This window comes from Streptomyces sp. NPDC102274, assembly GCF_044766385.1.
Classification (GTDB): domain Bacteria; phylum Actinomycetota; class Actinomycetes; order Streptomycetales; family Streptomycetaceae; genus Streptomyces.
Genome location: NZ_JBIWLW010000006.1, coordinates 284,518 through 302,861 on the forward strand (window position 1 = coordinate 284,518; position 18,344 = coordinate 302,861).

Annotated in this window: 15 protein-coding genes; 10 read left to right on the forward strand and 5 right to left on the reverse strand. The window is 72.6% G+C overall.

The window, feature by feature from the left end; translation table 11 throughout:
• Positions 1-173 precede the first annotated feature (173 nt).
• Together ACIRQP_RS11570 and ACIRQP_RS11575 are read left to right on the forward strand one after the other, a co-directional pair.
• Positions 174-512 (forward strand): DUF2530 domain-containing protein, encoded by a 339-nt coding sequence (locus ACIRQP_RS11570; RefSeq protein WP_403887010.1) that lies wholly within the window; start codon positions 174-176, stop codon positions 510-512.
• 131 nt (positions 513-643) lie between these two features.
• Entirely contained in the window at positions 644-3,184 is a 2,541-nt protein-coding gene (locus ACIRQP_RS11575) for an HAD-IC family P-type ATPase (RefSeq protein ID WP_403887013.1), read from the forward strand.
• Between the two features lie 95 nt (positions 3,185-3,279).
• On the opposite strand, the gene ACIRQP_RS11580 is transcribed toward ACIRQP_RS11575, so the two are convergent.
• Together ACIRQP_RS11580 and ACIRQP_RS11585 are read right to left on the reverse strand one after the other, a co-directional pair.
• Positions 3,280-6,411, reverse strand: a complete 3,132-nt coding sequence (locus ACIRQP_RS11580) for a sacsin N-terminal ATP-binding-like domain-containing protein (protein ID WP_403887015.1) — start codon at positions 6,409-6,411, stop codon at positions 3,280-3,282.
• Positions 6,412-7,238: 827 nt separating this feature from the next.
• Positions 7,239-8,189 (reverse strand): DUF3027 domain-containing protein, encoded by a 951-nt coding sequence (locus tag ACIRQP_RS11585; protein ID WP_403887018.1) that lies wholly within the window; start codon positions 8,187-8,189, stop codon positions 7,239-7,241.
• A 501-nt stretch (positions 8,190-8,690) separates the two neighbouring features.
• Here ACIRQP_RS11585 and ACIRQP_RS11590 point away from each other — a divergent pair.
• The 4 genes from ACIRQP_RS11590 to ACIRQP_RS11605 all read left to right on the forward strand — a co-directional run bounded on the left by ACIRQP_RS11590 (position 8,691) and on the right by ACIRQP_RS11605 (position 12,338).
• A complete protein-coding gene (locus tag ACIRQP_RS11590) occupies positions 8,691-10,052 on the forward strand; it encodes an MFS transporter (RefSeq protein ID WP_403887021.1) in 1,362 nt (453 codons plus the stop codon).
• Between the two features lie 145 nt (positions 10,053-10,197).
• Entirely contained in the window at positions 10,198-10,677 is a 480-nt protein-coding gene (locus tag ACIRQP_RS11595) for a DUF2771 domain-containing protein (protein WP_403887024.1), read from the forward strand.
• Positions 10,678-10,740: 63 nt separating this feature from the next.
• Positions 10,741-11,493, forward strand: coding sequence for a futalosine hydrolase (locus ACIRQP_RS11600; protein WP_403887027.1), 753 nt, complete (start codon positions 10,741-10,743; stop codon positions 11,491-11,493).
• Positions 11,490-12,338 carry a 1,4-dihydroxy-6-naphthoate synthase gene (locus ACIRQP_RS11605; protein WP_403887030.1) on the forward strand — a complete coding sequence of 283 codons (849 nt, stop codon included), beginning with the start codon at positions 11,490-11,492 and terminating at the stop codon, positions 12,336-12,338. The genes ACIRQP_RS11600 and ACIRQP_RS11605 overlap by 4 nt, the downstream gene beginning before the upstream one ends.
• Before the next feature lie 83 nt (positions 12,339-12,421).
• Here the strand turns inward: ACIRQP_RS11605 and ACIRQP_RS11610 are convergent, their stop codons facing one another.
• The gene (locus ACIRQP_RS11610) at positions 12,422-12,805 is read right to left on the reverse strand and encodes a cold-shock protein (RefSeq protein WP_129767066.1); all 384 of its coding nucleotides are present in this window, start codon (positions 12,803-12,805) and stop codon (positions 12,422-12,424) included.
• A 197-nt stretch (positions 12,806-13,002) separates the two neighbouring features.
• Here ACIRQP_RS11610 and ACIRQP_RS11615 point away from each other — a divergent pair, with 197 nt between their 5' ends.
• Positions 13,003-13,260, forward strand: coding sequence for a hypothetical protein (locus ACIRQP_RS11615; protein ID WP_403887033.1), 258 nt, complete (start codon positions 13,003-13,005; stop codon positions 13,258-13,260).
• On the opposite strand, the gene ACIRQP_RS11620 is transcribed toward ACIRQP_RS11615, so the two are convergent.
• Positions 13,230-13,874: an HAD family hydrolase gene (locus tag ACIRQP_RS11620; protein WP_403887036.1), complete on the reverse strand. Its 645-nt coding sequence runs from the start codon at positions 13,872-13,874 to the stop codon at positions 13,230-13,232. The two genes, ACIRQP_RS11615 and ACIRQP_RS11620, sit on opposite strands and share 31 nt — an antisense overlap.
• 220 nt (positions 13,875-14,094) lie before the next feature.
• On the opposite strand from ACIRQP_RS11620, the gene ACIRQP_RS11625 reads away from it, so the two are divergent.
• The 3 genes from ACIRQP_RS11625 to ACIRQP_RS11635 are packed head-to-tail and all read left to right on the forward strand — an operon-like array spanning position 14,095 to position 17,017.
• Positions 14,095-15,129: a FecCD family ABC transporter permease gene (locus ACIRQP_RS11625; protein ID WP_403887039.1), complete on the forward strand. Its 1,035-nt coding sequence runs from the start codon at positions 14,095-14,097 to the stop codon at positions 15,127-15,129.
• Entirely contained in the window at positions 15,126-16,217 is a 1,092-nt protein-coding gene (locus tag ACIRQP_RS11630) for a FecCD family ABC transporter permease (protein ID WP_403887042.1), read from the forward strand. The genes ACIRQP_RS11625 and ACIRQP_RS11630 overlap by 4 nt, the downstream gene beginning before the upstream one ends.
• Positions 16,214-17,017: an ABC transporter ATP-binding protein gene (locus ACIRQP_RS11635; RefSeq protein ID WP_403887045.1), complete on the forward strand. Its 804-nt coding sequence runs from the start codon at positions 16,214-16,216 to the stop codon at positions 17,015-17,017. The genes ACIRQP_RS11630 and ACIRQP_RS11635 overlap by 4 nt, the downstream gene beginning before the upstream one ends.
• A 101-nt stretch (positions 17,018-17,118) precedes the next feature.
• Here ACIRQP_RS11635 and ACIRQP_RS11640 read toward each other — a convergent pair whose 3' ends face one another.
• A complete protein-coding gene (locus ACIRQP_RS11640; RefSeq protein ID WP_403887047.1) occupies positions 17,119-18,177 on the reverse strand; it encodes a hypothetical protein in 1,059 nt (352 codons plus the stop codon).
• Positions 18,178-18,344: the final 167 nt, after the last annotated feature.

Genomic DNA, 18,344 nt, shown 5'->3' on the forward strand with positions numbered 1-18,344 from the left:
GACATTCAGACGAATAAAACAAGTCAGCCAGAAACCGTATCAGTATGAATACATGAGTCGAAGATCGCTATCTCCGCGCGTAGAGCCTTGCGGCGCCCGCCTCCCCGGCGTCCCGCCCCTGCTCCCCTCAGCCCCGCCCGTGCCCTCCGCCGGCCCCGCATAGACTGACGCGCATGAGCGGTTCTTGGACGGGAACTCCCCGGCGTGCGGCGCCCGAGCCCCTGGAGGGGCCGGTCGTCGGCACCGTCACGGGCGGCACGATCATCTGGTTCGCCCTCTTCCTTCTCCAGCTCCCGTTCTACGGCTGGTTCAGCGACCACGGGCACACCTGGTGGATCTGGACCTGTCTCGCCGGCGGCGGGCTCGGGCTCATCGGCATCTGGTACGTACGGGGACGGGACGCGGCGATCAAGCGCGCGGCAGCCGCGGCGGCAGCCACGTCGGACCGGACGGACGGGACGGACGGCACGGACCGGACGGACAGCGCCGACCACCCCGACGGCACCCCCTGAGACCGACCCCGGCCGAAGTCCCGTCCCGGACCCCTCCCCGTACTGCCTGGGGACGATCCGCCTCGTCCCCGGGTCGGATCTTCCCCCCGGTCGGTGGGTGAACGCGCCCGACCGGCCGTACCGTCGGAACCATGACACAGCGGGCGAAGATCGACACCGACGGCCCCGAGCCGCACGGCCCCGAGCCGCACGGCCGTGGATCTCACGGCCCGTCCGACCCGACCGGCCTGTCCGAGCCGACCGGCCCGGCCGGCTCCAGTGGCCCGGCCATCGACGCGGGCGCCGAACTCGACCCCGTACACCCCATGAGGCCGCCCCGGCCCAGTGACCGCCACGGCGGCCTGACCGCCGCCGAGGTGGCGCGGCATGTCGCCCGCGGCGAGGTCAACGACGTCCCGGTCCGCAGCAGCCGCTCCGTCTCCGAGATCATCCGTGCCAACGTCTTCACCCGCTTCAACGCGATCATCGGCGTGCTCTGGGTGATCATGTTCTTCGTCGCGCCGATCCAGGACACCCTCTTCGGCTTCGTGATCATCGCCAACACCGGAATCGGCATCATCCAGGAGTGGCGCGCCAAGCGGACCCTCGACGGGCTCGCGGTCATCGGCGAGGCGAAGCCGACCGTACGGCGTGACGGCGTCGCCGCCGAGATCTCCACCAGTGAGATCGTCCTCGGGGACCTCATCGAGCTGGGCCCCGGTGACAAGGTCGTGGTCGACGGCGAGATGGTCGAGGCCGACAGCATCGAGGTCGACGAGTCGCTGCTCACCGGCGAGGCCGATCCGGTGCTGAAACGCCCCGGCGACCAGGTGATGTCCGGCAGCTTCGTGGTCGTGGGCGGCGGCGCGTTCCGGGCGACCAAGGTCGGCCGCGACGCCTATGCCGCGCAGCTCGCGGAGGAGGCGTCCCGCTTCACGCTGGTCGACTCCGAGCTGCGCAACGGCATCAGCACGATCCTCAAGTACGTCACGTGGATGATGATCCCGACCGCCCTCGGACTGATCGTCAGCCAGCTCGTCGTCAAACAGACCGACGTCAAGAGCTCCATCGCCAGGACCGTCGGCGGCATCGTCCCGATGATCCCCGAGGGCCTCGTCCTGCTGACCTCCGTCGCCTTCGCGATCGGGGTCATCCGGCTCGGCCGCAAGCAGTGCCTGGTGCAGGAGCTGCCCGCCATCGAGGGGCTGGCGCGCGTCGATGTCGTCTGTCTCGACAAGACGGGCACGCTCACCGAGGGCGGCATGGACGTCCGCGAGCTGCGACCGCTGAACGGCGCGGACGTGACGTACGTACGGCAGGTCCTCGGCGCGATCGGGCAGTCCGATCCGCGCCCGAACGCCAGCCTCCAGGCGATCATCGACGCCTACCGCGACGAGAGCGGACGGTGGCCCGTCACGAAGGCGCTGCCCTTCTCCTCCGCCCGCAAGTACAGCGGCGCCGCCTTCGGCGAGCTGGACGGGGAACCCTCCCGCTGGCTGCTCGGCGCGCCCGATGTGCTGCTCGCCTCCGACGATCCCGCCCTCGCCGAGATCGACCACCTCAACCAGCAGGGCCTGCGCGTCCTGCTGCTCGCCCGCATCGACCGTGACCTGGACGCCCCCGACGCCGCCTCCGGAACCCGCGCGACCGCGCTCGTCGTCCTGGAACAGCGGCTGCGGCCCGACGCCGCCGACACCCTCGCGTACTTCGCGGAACAGGACGTCGCCGCCAAGGTCATCTCCGGCGACAACGCGGTCTCGGTGGGCGCGGTGGCCGGAAAGCTCGGCCTTCCGGGCGCGGAGCACACGGTCGACGCCCGGCACCTGCCCGCCGACCGGACGGAGATGGCCGAGGCACTCGACTCCGGCGCGGTCTTCGGCCGGGTCACCCCGCAGCAGAAACGCGACATGGTCGGCGCGCTCCAGTCACGCGGGCATACGGTCGCGATGACCGGGGACGGCGTCAACGACGTCCTGGCACTGAAGGACGCGGACATCGGTGTCTCGATGGGCTCGGGCTCGGAGGCGACACGCGCCGTCGCCCAGATCGTGCTGCTGAACAACAGCTTCTCGACGCTGCCGTCGGTGGTCGCCGAGGGCCGCAGGGTCATCGGCAACATCACGCGCGTGGCGACGCTCTTCCTGACGAAGACGGTCTACTCGGTGCTGCTGGCGATCCTGGTGGCCTGCTTCCAGGTGGAGTACCCGTTCCTGCCGCGCCATCTGACGCTGCTCTCCACGCTGACGATCGGCATCCCGGCGTTCTTCCTGGCGCTGGCCCCGAACACCGAGCGCGCGCGGCCGAACTTCGTTCGCAGGGTGATGCGGTACGCGATCCCCTCGGGCGTCATCGCGGCGATCGCCACCTTCGCCACGTATCTGCTGGCCCGGAGCCACTACTCGGGTCCTGACGCCCTGAACGCGGAGACCAGCGCGGCCACGCTCACGCTGTTCCTGGTCTCCATGTGGGTGCTGGCGATCGTCGCGCGCCCCTACACCTGGTGGCGGATCGGCCTGGTGGTGTCGATGGGGGCGGTGTTCCTGGTGGTGCTCGCCGTGCCGTGGCTCCAGCACTTCTTCGCGCTGAAACTGGTGGGTACGACGATGCCGTGGACGGCGGTCGCCATCGCGGTGGTGGCGTCGGCGGCGCTGGAGTTCTGCTGGCGTTGGGTGGGCCGCAGATTCACCGCGTAGTTCCCGCCGGATAACGACGAAGGGCCCGGCCGACGGCTGCCGGGCCCTTCTCCGCTGTCGCTAGCGCGCGCTTCCCAACCCCCGCCCGTCCTCCGTCAGTCGAACCAACGGTCCCTGGCCAGCTCCGCCGTCCGCGACGGATCCTCCAGCAGCGCCGCCACCTCGAAGCGCCGCGGCCACTGGCCCGCCGCCCACGCGAGCCCCGCCGCCACGCCCTCCAGCGTGGCCGCGTGCAGCACTCCGTCCGGCGTACGGCGCCAGTCCAGCTCGACGCCGCCCGCGAGGAGTTCCTCGTGTTCCACATAGGTGTCGGGGGTGTCCGCGCCGAGCAGTACGCGGACCGAGTCCGGGACCGTGTGCTCCTCGCCCTCGGTGGTCACCTCCGCCGCGCCGGCCACCACCTCGCTCAGCCGCCGTACCTGAAGCAGGTCGGCCAGCTCGGTCACCCGGGTCGGCGACACCGGCAGCAGTGGCAACCCGCCCGCCAGCGGCAGCAGATCGGGCGCGTCCGCGATCACCGCGTCCGCCGCGTCGGCCACCCGCACCTCGCCGTCGACGACCGCGCGCAACTCGTCCGGGAGCGTCACCTGCTCGGGATCGAGGTCCGCGAGCGCCGTGTAGAGCCCGTGCAGCTGCTCCGGGCTCACCTCCCGCTCCGGGTCCGCCAGCCTCCCCAGCAGCTCCGCCGCGCCGCCCGGCTCGTCCAGCAGCGCGGCGACCGAGGTCCGTACCCCCAGCGCCCGCAGCACCTGTGCGTCGTCGAAGCCCGTAGCGTCCACGGAGTCGTACAGCCCCGCCAGCAGCGGATCACCGCTCGCGGCCCGCAGTCCGGCCGGGCGCCGCCCGTCGAGTACCGGATGGCCGCGCAGCCACCACGCGGTGTACGAACGCACCGTCTCCGTCGTGCCGTCCGGCAGCAGCACCCGTACGGACTGGGTCAGCGCGTCCCGCAGCGGCGGCCGTGCCAACAGCGCCAGCGCCCGCGGCCACGCGTCGTCGTCGACCAGGTCCAGGTCCCGTACGGCCACGATCTCCGTCGCGACCGGCGGCACCGGCGTCTCCGGCAGTCGGTCCAGTACGTCCTCGCACCACACATCGACGGCGTCCAGCAGCCCGGCGTCGTCGGGCTCGGCGAAGTCCCCGTCGCGGGGCTCCAGTTCATCGGGGTCCAGAACGACATCCGTGGCCCGTACGAGCGCGAAGTCCGCCAGGACGCCGCACGCGGCGAGCGGCTGCTCGCCCCAGCGCTCGGCCAGCTCCGCGTCACAGAAGGCGAGTTCGTCCTCGCGGAGCACGGACGCGAACGACCCGCCGGGCAGCACCAGTTCACCGGCCGGCGCCAGCTCCCCGTCCTCGTCGGTCAGCGCCAGCGCGCCGAGCCACGGCTCGTCCCCCGCCTCCAGACCGGCGTCCCGTACGAGACCGAGCACGATCTCGGCCAGTTCCTCCGCGTCGGGCGTGTCGGCCTCCTCGTCCCAGACCTCTCCCGCGTCCAGCGAAGCGGCGACCGCCGCGCGTACCTGGGGGGTCGTCAGTACGGCACGAGGAGTGGCGGGCAGCGCGCCCAGCTTCTCCAGCAGCGGATGCGCGGCCTCCGGATGGGCCACCTTCAGCCCCAGCCGCGCGAGTTCGGCCGATCCCTCGGCGTCCGGCAGCGGCAGCAGGATCTGGCGCGGCCCGATCGTCGTACGCCCATTGGCCAGCGGCACCGGCAGCCCGGACAGCCGCTCGGGATCAACCCCCGCGAGCGACTCGTACAGCCGCCACCACCAGGCCGGCGGCCGCTCCGCGCCCGCGATCCGCTCGATGGCCTCACCGAGCGGCAACCGTCCGACGCCCAGCGTGCGCAGCTCCACCCGCCGCTCGAACCCGGCGGGCAGCAGCGTCGGCAGCACCTCCGCCAGCACGCCCACGGTGTCGGCGCCCGCGCCCTCCACGACCTCCGCCTCGAACGGCCGCAGCGCGGTCAGCTCCTCGCTCGGAGCCGCCGGGGCGAGGAAGGCCACCCGGGGCAGCCGCTCCAGGATCGCGGCCCGCAGCCGGCCGTCCAACTCGCCCTTGCCGAGCGGGCCCGGCACCAGATCGATGGTGCCGGTCGAGACCGGCTCCCAGCCGCCCAGCAACTCCGCGTACGCGTCGGCCGCCTCGCCGACCAGGAAGTCGGTGAGCGGCCCCGGCGCGGGATGGCGCCGTGTGGTGTCGAGCGGCAGCGAGGCGATCAGCAGCGCGGGCACGCCGAGCGGCTCGTCCGTGGGCGTCGGCGCGTGCACGACGGGGACGGTACGGAGCCGCGCCGGGGCGCCCTCCCCGTCCACGGGCACGGCCCAGGTGACCGACCAGTGGGGCCGCAGCCGCTCCTCGACGGGCCGCCCTTCGAGCAGCGCGGGAGGAGTGGCGCCATGGTGGCTGACGACCCGCCAGCGGTGCGTGGCGCCGTCCGCGCTGTCGTCCACGTCGATGTACGGGCCGTCCTGCGAGCGGCGCAACACCCGCACCCCGTCAGGGGTTTCGATCACGACCTCGGCGAGTCCGGCGAGCGTCAGCAGCAGCGCGTCATCGACCTCGGCGAGGAGCCGCGCCACCAGATCGGCGGCGGTGCCGTCCCGCAGCGGCAGGATCACGGCGGTGTCGTACCCCTCGGGGGCCGTGCCCTCCGCAGGCAGCGGCAGCCGCAGCAGCGGTACGTGTCCATTACGGCGCCGCAACTCGTCCCCGAGACCGGGGCTCGCCTGGGCCGCCGCCCCGGCCAGTTCGCGGGCCTCCGCGAGGGACCACCGCACCCCGCCGTGCCGTCCGATGACGGCGGGCTCGTCGCTCACGGCGAGCACGGCGGCGAACCCGACACCGAACCGGCCGACGGCGCTCTCGTGCCCCTCACGCTTCGCCGAGGCGCGCAGCGTACTGAGCGACTCAACGCCGATCGCGTCGAGCGGCGCGCCGGTGTTGGCGGCCACGAGTACGGCGGGGCTCTCGGGGTTGCCGTCCGCGCCGCCGGGCCGCAGGGTCAGCCTGAGCCGGCCGGGCACGCCGGCGCGGGCGGCCGCGTCGGCGGCGTTCTGGGCCAGCTCGATGACAAGCCGGTCGCGGTAACCGCCGAGCGCGAGGTCTTCCTCGGCGTTGGCGTCCTCCCGGAAACGCGCGGGGCTGGCCCCCCAGGCATCGAGCACCCCACGCCGCAGCCGAGCCGTCCCGAACGGGTCGGCCCCTTCGGTGGTCCTGACGCTCACGCTGTGACTCCGCTCTTTCGCTGTCGCGTACGTGCGGGCCCGAAGGTACCGCGATGCGGTGTCCTCCGGGGGGTGCGGGTGCGCCTCCGGCGGGGGGCGGGTGCGGGTGCGGTGCGCCTCCGGCGGGGGGGCGGGGTGCGGTACGGGGTGCGGGGGGGGCGGGGTGCGGGTGCCAGGTGCGGGTGCCGGGTGCGGGTGCCGGGGCCCGGGGCCTCCGGAGGTCCGTGTCCGGACTGCGCTGCGATCGATATGCGACTCCGTCGCGTGGTCACCGCGCTTCGCGCGAGCTGCGACGCTTTACGTCCTGACACGCACCTCCTGCGACCCCGACCCCCTCCCCCCGGCGGTCAGCTCCCACCCGCAGCCCGGCTGGGGGATTGGGGGTAGGTGCGGCCCGGTGGCCCCGGCCACTCGCCATCTCGGCGGGGGTGAGTGGGCCGGTGCGCCAGAGCCTGGCCACTCACCGCCTCAGCACCGGGTGCGGGAGGATGCCGCCGCCTCCGCCCGCCCTCGCGCACGACCCCGTGGCTTGTGCGGGCGGTGAAGGGGGGCGCGCAGGGGTCGTGTCCGGGACACTAAAGCGTGATGTGTGGCGCGCGACCGCCCGTGCCCTGACTGTGGGCAGCTGCGCGCCAAAATCATGCCGTCCAGGGCGTGAGCCCCGGAGCGCCACCCGGCGACAACCCGCACCGCACCACCGGCCCCAGCCGAAACGCGGCCGGACAACGACCCCCGCCGGACGGCGCACCGCGACGCCCGGCGGGGACCCGCACCCGGAAACCGGCCCCGGGCCAAAGACGACCGCACCACGGCCCCCAGCCGGGAGGCTAAGAGTGGCCCAGGTCCTCCGACTCGTCCTCCGCCGTGATCACCGACCCGCTGTCCGCCGGCGGTCTCAGCGGAAACGCGTCCGTCGCCATCGAGTCCAGTACCGGCGCCGCCCGCCGCGGCGGCTTCGGCATCACCGCCGCCTCGGAGTGCCCCCCGCATCCGTACGCCAGCGACACGACCCGCCCGTCCGCCGGCGAGAACTCGTTCGCGCAGACGCCGAAGGCCTGCCGCAGCGAGCCCGCCAGCGGCAGCAGGAAGCCGCAGGTCACGCATGGCGCGGGCGCCGCCTGTGCCATCGGGGTCTTCGCGCCGAACGCCTCGTCCCAGCGGTCCGCCGCCGCGTGCAGCCCGTACCGCGACAGCACCCGCGCCCGGCGCATGCCAAGTTCCTCGGCGACCGACGCGATCGAGCCACGCTCGGGCGCGGGCGACGTGTCCGTCGCGCGGTCGGCCGGTTCGAGAGCCTCCGGCCCCGCGTCCTCCGCCTCGACGAGGTCCGCGAGGTTCTGCGGGGTCACCGCGTCCGGCAGCACCGAGTTCGGCGGCAGGGCGTCCGCGCCGGAGTAGCCGGGCTCCAGCCGCAGATCCTCGGCCTCGGTGGGCAGCAGATCGCCGGGGCCCATGTCCCCGGGCCGCAGCCGTTCGCTCCAGGGCACCCACTCGGGAGCCAGCAGGGCGTCGGGGCCGGGCAGCAGCACCGTTTCGTCCAGCGTGACGACCTTCGCGCGGGATGCCCGCGCCACCGTCACCGCCCAGCGCCAGCCCCGGTAACCGGGCTCCTTGCACTCGAAGAAGTGCGTGACGACCCGGTCCCCGTCCGCCACCACCGAGACATGTTCCCCGACGACACCGGGCGCGGCGGCCTCCTCGGCAGCCGACCTGGCGAGGTCTACCGCCTCGGCGCACAGGCGGTCGGGGGTTCGGCTTCGCGTCGTCGCAGCACTCACAGGTCTCGCTTCTCTCCTACGCCGTCTCACGGGTGCGCCGGCCGATTCGCGATGTACGAGCCGAGGGCGGAGCGGACCAGAGGGCCGCATCGACGTCCACGCCCGATCTCTCCTCGGGCACACCTATCGTTATCCATTCTGCGGGATGACGAAGAGGCGCGCGGCCGAGAACAACCGCCGGTGGCGCGCTACGCACGCTACCCCCTCTGTCGCCCCCCGCCCACCTGCACGCCGCCTTTCCCGGACTTCGGACCACACCGCAACCAGGCCGTGACCCGGGGAAACCCCATGGCGGAAGGCCGACAATGTGTTCGGATCCGGCTGGGAGAGATTCCGGGCGCGTTCGCCGTTCCGGCGCCGGAACGCCTCGCTCCGGTACCAGCCGGTGAACTCCCTCCGGCTCGCCGGTGACCCGGGCCGGCTCGTCCGTCATGGCAGCGTCACGGCCCCGTCACGCTCGGGTTCGGTTCGCACCAGGGGCCCTTGGGGCACTATGACGAGGTGGCAGCCGTGAGGTCGTCCGACACACGTACGTCCGGCCCGCTCCGGAGGACCGGGCGGGCCATCGGTCATGCCCTGCGGCTCCCCTTCACGGCCGGGGCGAGGGGAATCCGCAAGGCCACGCACGCGCACGGCGCGGGTGAGTCGGGGCTCGGCAAGCTGATCGAACTGCACGCCGTGAACGGCGCGGGCGATGTCATGATCACCGTCGCTCTCGCGTCCACGGTCTTCTTCTCCGTGCCGACGGACGAGGCGCGGGGCCGCGTCGCGCTCTATCTCGCCGTCACGATGGCGCCCTTCACCCTGCTCGCCCCCGTCATCGGCCCGCTCCTCGACCATCTCCCGCACGGCCGCCGCGCCGCCATGGCCTGCGCCATGTTCACCCGGGCCGCGCTCGCGATCCTTATGTCGACCGCCGTCATCACGGGCAGTCTGGAGCTGTATCCGGCCGCGCTCGGGGTGCTCGTGGCGTCGAAGGCGTACGGGGTGGTCCGCAGCGCGGTCGTGCCCCGGCTGCTGCCGCCCCGTTTCTCGCTGGTACGGGCCAACTCCCGGGTCACGCTGGCCGGGCTGCTGGCCACCGGCGTGGCGGCGCCGATCGGCGCGGGACTGCATCAGATCGGTCCGAGGTGGCCGCTGTACGGCGCGTGTCTGATCTTTCTCGTCGGAACGTTCCTGGCGTTCACGCTGCCGCGCAAGGTGGACTCCGCGAAGGGCGAGCGCAGGGCGCGGCTGGTCACGGTCGTCCAGGGGAAGAAGCGGAAGCCCTCGCTGCGTACGGTCGGCCCGGCGGTGCTGCACGGTCTCCAGGCGAACGCTTCCCATCGCGCCCTCTCGGGCTTCCTGACCTTCTTCCTCGCCTTCCTGCTGCGCGAGCACCCGCTGTTCGGTCACAGCGCCGTCGTCTCCCTGGGCATCGTGGGCGTCGCCGCGGGTGCGGGCAACGCCCTGGGTACGGCGGTGGGCGCCTGGCTGAAGGCGCGTGGTCCGGAACTGATCATCGTCACGGTCCTGGGCATCGCCCTCACCGCGGCGATCGTCGCGGCGCTGCTCTTCGGCGGCGTGATGATGGCGGTGCTGTGCGCGGTGGCCGGTTTCACCCAGGCCCTGTCGAAGCTGTCCCTGGACGCGGTGATCCAGCGGGATGTCCCCGAGCAGGTACGGACCTCCGCCTTCGCCCGTTCCGAGACGCTGCTCCAGATGTCCTGGGTGGTGGGCGGCGCGATCGGTATCGCGCTGCCGCTCAACGGCGTGCTGGGCATGTCGGTGGCCGCGGCGATCGTCCTGATCGGGGCGATCACCGCCGGACGCGGTCTGCTGTCCGCGGCCCGGCGCGGCACGGCCCATGCGCGCATCGCGTGACACCGGCCGACAGGGCACCCCGACGTGACACCCGGCGACATGGCACCGGCCGGGCACCGGCCCGTCCGGCGCCCCCGGTACGTCCGTTGACGGCTCGCCGTACCCCCTCGCGGCGTGGACGCGGGCGACCGATAGCCTTCGCCCCATGACCGTTGCGTTCTTCTCTGGTAGGTCCCGCCGGGCCGGCGCCGCCCTCGGCGCGGTGTCCGCCGGGCTCCTCGTCCTCGCCGCCTGTGAAAAGCCGACGCCGCTCGCGACCGTGACGGTCGGTGACAACTCGATCAACACCGCGGCGGCCTGCTACAACGACGGCAACGCGATCAAGACCGCCGACATCCAGCCCTGCCTGAACAAAAAGGCGGAGAAGGTCGTCGAGATCTCGATGGACGACAAGGTCCGCTTCGGGGTCGACCCGGCGATCGCCGAGCACGGCTGGACGCTCTTCATCAACGGCCAGCAGGCCGAGCAGGAGCCGTACAAGAAGACCTACCGGACCATCCCCGGCAACGCGTTCTTCTCCACCCAGACCGGCGAGACCACGAGCGACACGCAGGTCAGCATCGTCGAGACCAACGGCAAGACGCTGACCGGCATCTGGCACTTCGAGTTCAAGAAGATTTCCTGACCGACCCGGTGATCCGGCGGCCGGTACGGCCCCGGAGACCGGGCGCCCCTGGAGGCTCCCGCCATGCGTGTACTTGTCGTCACGGCGGTGGCTGCGGAAGCGGACTCCGTCGCCGCGGGCCTCGAACGGTTCGCGGGCGCCGGTGTCCGGGAGCTGACGGGTGGGTACGAGATGACGACCCACGCGCAGTTCACACCGCGGCCGGGGTCCGTGCGGATACCGGTGGTGGAGGTCCTGGCGGGCGGCGCGGGACCGGTGGCGGCCGCGGTCGCCACGGCGACGGCGCTGGCCGCCTCCCCGTACGACCCTCCGTACGATCTGGTCATCTCCGCCGGTATCGGCGGCGGCTTCGCGCCGCACGCCCCGCTCGGCTCGCTCGTCGTCGCGGACACGATCATCGCCGCGGATCTGGGCGCCGAGACCCCCGACGGCTATCTGCCGGTCGAGGAGCTGGGTTTCGGCCGCAGCGTCCACTCGCCGCCGGCCGCGCTGACCGCCCGGTTGTCGAAGGTCCTGGACGCCGATCCGCGAGTCCGCTCGGTCCTCGCGCCCGTCCTCACCGTCACCACCGCGACCGGCACGGCCGCCCGTACCGCCGAGCTGACCGCGCGTCATCCGGGCGCCGCCGCCGAGGCGATGGAGGGCTTCGGTGTCGCGGAGGCCGCCGCCGCCCACTCCGTACCGTGCGCCGAGATCCGCGCCATCTCCAACACCGTCGGCCCGCGCGACCGCGCCAGTTGGCGGATCGGCCAGGCGCTGGACGCGCTGCGGTACGCGTTCACGCTGCTCACCCCCGTATTCGAGGAGCCGTCATGACCCCGCCCCCGTTGCAGATCGCCTACTCGCCCTGCCCCAACGACACCTTCGTCTTCGAGGCGTGGGCGCACGGCAGGGTCACCGGCGCGCCCGACATCGACGTCACGTTCGCGGACATCGACATCACCAACGGCATGGCGGAGCGCGGGGAGTTCGACGTACTGAAGGTCTCGTACGCCGTGCTGCCCTGGGTCCTGGAGGAGTACACCCTGCTGCCCTGCGGCGGCGCGCTGGGCCGGGGCTGCGGCCCGCTCGTCCTGACGAAGGAGCCGGGCGCGGATCTGACCGGCAGGACCGTCGCCGTACCGAGCGAGCGCTCCACGGCCTATCTGCTCTTCCGGCTGTGGGCGGCGGATATGGTCCCCGGCGGGGTGGGCAAGGTCGTCGTGCTGCCCTTCCACGAGATCATGCCCGCGGTACGCGACGGCAAGGTGGACGCCGGACTCGTCATCCACGAGGCGCGGTTCACGTATCAGGACTACGGGCTGCACCGCCTCGCCGACATGGGCGAGCACTGGGAGTCCACGACCGGGCTGCCGATCCCGCTCGGCGCGATCATCGCGAAGCGCTCGCTGGGCACCGAGGCGCTCCAGCTGCTGGCCGAGTCGATCCGCAGGTCGGTACGGATGGCCTGGGACGATCCGGAGACCTCACGGCCGTACGTGCTGGCGCACTCCCAGGAGATGGACCCGGCGGTGGCGGACCAGCACATCGGGCTGTACGTCAACGAGTTCACCGCGGACCTGGGCGAGGACGGCTACGCGGCGGTCCGCGGGCTGCTCACCCGCGCCGCGGCCGAGGGGCTCGTACCGCCCCTCGGCCACGATGCGCTGCGTTTCGTCTGAGAGGCCCCACCTCTGTGCGCGGCCTCTGAACCGCCAGGCCGGTCAACAGCCCGGATCACACGTCCGAACCGCCCCCGCGCGGCTCACACGTCCAGTTGGTCGGCCACCGCGCGCAGCAGGCCGGCGATCTTCCCGCCCTGCGCCTTGTCGGGGTAGCGCCCGCGCTCCAGCATCGGCGTGATGTTCTCCAGCAGCGTCGTCAGATCCTGGACGATCGAGGCCAGTTCGTCGGGCTTGCGCCGCTGGGCCGCCGCGACCGAGGGCGTCGGGTCGAGGACCGTCACCGAGAGCGCCTGGTCACCGCGCTGTCCCGCTACCACGCCGAACTCGACGCGCTGGCCTGGCTTGAGCGCGTCGACTCCGGCGGGGAGGACCGACGAGTGCACGAAGACGTCGCCGCCGTCGTCGCGGGAGAGAAAGCCGAAGCCCTTCTCGCTGTTGAACCACTTGACCTTGCCGGTAGGCACGTCTGTCCTCGTCCTCGTACTCGTTGGGGCGCCGGAGGGTGTCGACACCCCCCGGCGCGCGCAGAAAACGGCTCTGGATAGCACTACAGCGGGTCCATCGACCCGCCATCACCAAGGCTAATGGTCCAGAGGCTGGTGACAAGACGTCGCCGGATGGTTCCTGTCCGCTGCTTTCCGCAGGGAACTACCCTGGTGGCGTGACTGCTACTCCTGAATCCCGTGCGACGGAAGAGGCCGGACCCGGCGACGGGCTGGTCCGTATCGGCGCGATCGTCTTCATCGTCGGCGCCCTCGCCACCCTGATCACCGTCGCGCCGCTGTTCCTCGGAACCGAGCCCTTCCCGTCCATCGCGTACGCCGTCTGCATGCTGATGGGAGTGGGTTTCCTGATCGCGGCCGCGGGTGTGCTGCGTTCGATCGCCGCTCAGCGGCGGCGGGCCAAACCGGCCGCGTAGCCCTCCAGCCAGGTGGGGAAGGCCGTCAGATCGGGCAGGATCACATCGGCTCCGGCCCCGCGCAGCGTCTCCTCGTCGCACGGCCCGGTCGGTACGGCGACGGCGAGCGCCTCCGCCGTGAGCGCCCCTCGCACATCACCGATGTGGTCGCCGACGAACACCGACGCGCCGTGCTCCCGCAGCGCCTCGCCCTTGGCCTCGGCCCACAGCCAGCCGATCACCGCGTCCGGCGCGATCCCGAGGTGGGTCAGGTGGAGCTTGGCGTTCGGCTCGTGCTTGGCCGTGACGACGATCGCGCGCCCGCCCAGCTCCTGGACGGCGGTGACGGCCTCCCGGGCGCCGGGCATCGCCCGCGTCGGCGGGATGGCGAATGTGGGATAGATCTCCCGGTAACGGTCGGCCACTTCAGCGACCCGCTCCTCCGGAAACCAGTGCGCCAGCTCCTGTTCGAGCGGCGGCCCGAGCCGGGTGACCGCGAGATCGGCGTCGATCGGCACCCCAGTCTCCTCGGAAAGCGCCTGGTAGACGCGGCGAATCCCGGGCCGTGAGTCGATCAGGGTCATATCGAGGTCGAAGCCGACGGTGAGCGGTTGCCGAGCCGTGAGGGAAGCCATGGGGCCATTGTGCCCAGGCGGCCGGTACGTGCGTCGGGCCCCGGCGGATGGCTGGAACCGGATGCTTAGACTTAGCCAAGCCTAACCATTGCTCGTCCGTCTTCACCCGTCCGTCTTCGCCTGTCCGGTCCCATCTGTCCGGTCCCATCTGTCCGGCTCCATCTGTCCGGCCTCGGCCGCCTGCCCCCGTCCGTCCTGCCGCACCGTCCGATTGGTTCCGATGCCAGCCGCCGCCCCGCCGATCCACAGCACCAGACACGCCCTGGTCGCCCGCCGTATCGGCTGGACGGCAGCAGCCGTCGTGGCCGTGCTGCTCTCGATCCTGCTGAGTCTCGCGGTCGGGGCGCGCGCCGTCGCTCCCTCCGCCGTCGTCGACGCACTGCTGCACGGCGGCCACAGCGACGACGCCGAGGTCATCCGTCAACTACGGGTGCCGCGCACGCTCATCGGGCTGATGGTCGGCGCCGCGCTCGCCCTGGCGGGCACCGTCCTCCAGGGCATCACCCGCAATCCGATCGCCGACCCCGGCATCCTCGGCATCAGCCAGGGCTCCTCCGTGGGCGTCGTCCTGGCCATCGCCTTCGCCGGGGTGCACACGCTCTCCGGCTATGTCTGGTACGCCTTCGCGGGCGCGGCGGTGGCGTCGGTGGCGGTGTACGCGATCGCCTCCGGCGGACGCGGCGGCGCGACCCCGGTCAAACTCGCCCTCGGCGGCGCGGCGATCAACGCGCTGCTGGTGTCCGTGACGATGGGCGTCCTCACGACGAACGCGGCGACGCTGGACGAGTTCCGCTTCTGGCAGGTGGGTTCGATCGCGGGCCGCGACGCCGAAGTGGCCGGTCAGGTCTGGCCGTTCCTGCTGCTCGGCACGGTACTGGTGATATCCGTGGCCCGCGGCCTGGACGCCCTGGCCCTCGGCGAGGACGTGGCGAAGGGCCTGGGCCAGAATGTCGCGGCCGTCCGGATCGTCGGCGGCCTCGGCGCGACCGTACTGACCGGAATGGCGGTCGCGGCGGCGGGACCGATCGCCTTCATCGGGCTCGCCGTTCCGCATATCGCCCGCGCGATCGTCGGCTCGGACCACCGCTGGGTGCTCCCGATGGCGGCCCTGATCGGCCCCGTGATGCTGCTGGTCTCCGATGTCATCGGGCGGATCCTCTTCCCGCCGAGCGAGGTCCCCGCGGGTGTGATGACGGCCCTGCTCGGGGTGCCGTTCCTGGTCACTCTCGTACGCCGGAAGGCGGTGTCGGCATGACGACGGCTCTCAAGGAAGCCCCGGAGCGCGTCGCCGGGGCGGGCAGGGCCCGCCCGGCGGGCTATGCGCGGGTACGGATCGGACGCGCCTCGCTCCTGCTGCACCGGCGGGCGGCGGTCGTGGCGGTCGCGCTCGCCGTCGCGCTGGCCGCCGTGTGCGTGGCCTATCTGAGCGTCGGCGAGAGCTTCGTACCGCCGTCCGAGGTCCTGAAGGTGCTCCTCGGACAGACCTCGCCGGACGATCTGGTGGTCGGCACCCTGCGGCTGCCGCGCATGGTGGTCGGGCTGCTGGTCGGGCTCGCGTTCGGCATCGCGGGCGCGCTGATCCAGACCGTCGCGCGCAACCCGCTCGCCAGCCCCGACATCATCGGCATCAGCCAGGGCGCGAGCGCGCTCACCGTCGGCGCGATGACCTTCGGTGTCACCTCGTACACCGTCCTTCCGTATCTCTCCGTGGCCGGCGGCATCGCCGCCGCGGCGCTGGTGTACGTCTTCGCCTGGCGCGGCGGCCTGCACGCCACCCGCTTCGTGCTCATCGGCATCGGCTTCGCGATCGCCCTGCGCTCCATCACCACGCTCTTTCTGACCAAGGGCGACTATCTGGTCGCCCAGCAGGCCCAGGTCTGGATGACGGGCTCGCTCAACGGCCGGGGCTGGGACTCCGCCGCGCCGCTCGGCTGGCTGCTGCTCGCGCTGGTGCCCGCGGTGCTGTGGGCGGCGCGCGCGCAGCGCACGGTCTCGATGGACGACGACACCGCCACGGCCCTGGGCGTACGGCTCGGCCGTGTACGGCTCGGGCTCGTCCTGCTCGGTGTGGTGCTCGCGTCGGTCGCGACGGGCGCGGCGGGTCCGGTGGACTTCGTGGCGCTGCTCGCGCCGCAGATCGCCCGGCGCATGACCCGTACCGCGCAGATCCCGCTGCTGTGTTCGGCGCTGATGGGCGCGGTGATCGTCGTTCTCGCCGATCTGCTGGCCCGCAAGCTGCTCTCGCCGACCGAACTCCCGGTGGGTGTACTGACGGCGGCGGTCGGCGCCCCGTATCTGATCTGGCTGATCGTTCGCGGCCGTACCGCAGGAGGCAAGGCATGAGCAGGATCGTGGCCCGCGAGCTGACGCTCGCCTACGAGGACCGCACCGTCGTCCACGAACTGGACCTGGCCGTCCCCGACGGGCAGGTGTCGGTGATCGTCGGCCCGAACGCCTGCGGGAAGTCGACGACCCTGCGCGCGCTCGGCCGGCTGCTGAAGCCGCGGGGCGGTTCCGTACTGCTGGACGGTACGGAGCTGGCGCGGATCCCGACCCGGAAGATCGCGCAGTCGATCGGCCTGCTCCCGCAGTCGCCGGTCGCCCCGGAGGCCATCACGGTCGCCGACCTGGTCTCGCGCGGCCGCCAGCCGCACCAGCACTGGTGGCAGCAGTGGTCGGACGAGGACGAGCGCGCGGTGACGGACGCCATGGAGCGTACGAACGTGACGGCCCTCGCCGACCGCTCGGTGGACGAACTGTCGGGCGGTCAGCGCCAGCGGGTGTGGATCGCGATGGCGCTGGCGCAGGAGACGGATCTGCTGCTGCTCGACGAGCCGACGACGTTCCTGGACATCGCGCACCAGGTGGAGGTGCTCGATCTGGTCCGCCGCCTCAACCACGACCAGGGCCGTACGGTCGTGATCGTGCTCCACGACCTCAACCAGGCGGCGCGGTACGCGGATCACCTCGTCGCGATGAAGGCGGGGCGGATCGTGGCGGAGGGGCGGCCGGGAGAGGTCGTGACGGCGGAGCTGGTACGGGAGGTCTTCGGCCTGGAGTCGGTGGTGGTCCCGGACCCGGTGACGGGATCGCCGCTGGTGGTGCCGAGCGCGCCGTACCGGCCGGGTGGTGACCCCTCGTAAGCGTCTCGGGCTCGCCCGCAACTCGTAAGCCTCCCGGGCTCCCCGCTGCCTCTCGGCCTCTTCCGCGACGGGGCCCCGCTCGCCCCTCGCCTCGCCCCCGCCTACCCCGCCGACTTCCGCCGCGCCCGCCAGACCAGATACAGCGCGGAGGTCACCGCCGCCGTGCGGAGCACCACCGGCCAGGCGCTGGAGAGGACGTCGGCCATCCCGTCCTCCGGGATCGCCTCGCCCCAGCGGCGGTCCAGCCGGCCCCAGAGCCAGACCAGACCCCCGGCGACCGAGATCCCGGGGAGGCCGAAGACCGCCCATTTCGCCTCGGCGCGGGAGAGCGTGCGGGAGGCGTACGCGAGGAGCCAGCCGCCTCCCAGGGCCAGCAGGGAGCCGAACACCGCTCCGGTGACCAGCAGCGCGGCGGCGAGCAGCAGGAACGGGTGGGAGACGCCGCCGGCCCGCTTCTCCGGGCTCCGGCCCTTGCCCTGGCCCTGGCGCTTTCGCGACAGCCGGGGGCGCCAGTTGCGACGGCCCGCGCCCTGCGGCGCCTCGTGCGCCTGGTCCCGCGGGTCCGGCGTCGTGTCCGCATCCTCGGCGGCCTCGGCGGCCTCGGCGCCCTCCGCCGTCTTGCCCGGCTTCTCCTTCGGCGGCGGCTTGAGTATGTCGGGGATCTCGACCCCGCCCACGAACCCGGGCACGTGGTCGGCCGAGCCCGCGCCCATCGGCCCCGGTTCGATCCGCCACCAGTCGGGCCCCGGGCCGGGCGGACCCAGCTCGTCCATGCCCGCCAGGTGCGGCGGCGACGCGGCGGGCATCGCGGGGGCGGGCGACTCCGACGCCTGCTCCGGGATGACCAGTCTCCTGGCTCCCCTCACCCGGCGGGTGCGCTGCTCCGGCAGCGCGGACCGCGGTTCCGGCGCACGGGCGTCGTCGCCCGAGGCGCCGTCGGAGGCCGCCCGTACCACCGCGTCCGGTGTCCCCAGCCGCCCCAGGATGCGGCGTACGGCGGCCGGGCTGTCCCCGCCGGCCTTCCCACGCTGCTTGTCGATCTCGTTCCGCAGCGACGACACCAGCCGCATCCGGTCCCCGGAGGGCAGATGCCGCTGCTGAGCCTCGTCTCCCACGCGGCTCAGATAGTCATAGACCAGCTGATCGCTCTCGATCCCCACACAGTCCTCCGCACAAGCACGCCCGGCAGCCGCCATCACGACGGATACCCGTAGGCGATCGTGTCGAAGTCACCCCCGTACGTCCACCCCGTGCCCCCGCCCGCGAACGCGCCCGCACATCCGCCCGCGAACCTGCCCGTACATCCGCCCGTACATCCAGTACGAAG

What these genes read in the sequence shown, in the direction of transcription:
- ACIRQP_RS11620 (WP_403887036.1), bottom strand. Translation starts at nt 13,874, where the DNA reads ATGGCTTCCCTCACGGCTCGGCAACCGCTCACCGTCGGCTTCGACCTC.
- ACIRQP_RS11570 (WP_403887010.1), top strand. Translation starts at nt 174, where the DNA reads ATGAGCGGTTCTTGGACGGGAACTCCCCGGCGTGCGGCGCCCGAGCCC.
- ACIRQP_RS11575 (WP_403887013.1), top strand. Translation starts at nt 644, where the DNA reads ATGACACAGCGGGCGAAGATCGACACCGACGGCCCCGAGCCGCACGGC.
- ACIRQP_RS11605 (WP_403887030.1), top strand. Translation starts at nt 11,490, where the DNA reads ATGACCCCGCCCCCGTTGCAGATCGCCTACTCGCCCTGCCCCAACGAC.
- ACIRQP_RS11635 (WP_403887045.1), top strand. Translation starts at nt 16,214, where the DNA reads ATGAGCAGGATCGTGGCCCGCGAGCTGACGCTCGCCTACGAGGACCGC.
- ACIRQP_RS11595 (WP_403887024.1), top strand. Translation starts at nt 10,198, where the DNA reads ATGACCGTTGCGTTCTTCTCTGGTAGGTCCCGCCGGGCCGGCGCCGCC.
- ACIRQP_RS11625 (WP_403887039.1), top strand. Translation starts at nt 14,095, where the DNA reads ATGCCAGCCGCCGCCCCGCCGATCCACAGCACCAGACACGCCCTGGTC.
- ACIRQP_RS11630 (WP_403887042.1), top strand. Translation starts at nt 15,126, where the DNA reads ATGACGACGGCTCTCAAGGAAGCCCCGGAGCGCGTCGCCGGGGCGGGC.
- ACIRQP_RS11600 (WP_403887027.1), top strand. Translation starts at nt 10,741, where the DNA reads ATGCGTGTACTTGTCGTCACGGCGGTGGCTGCGGAAGCGGACTCCGTC.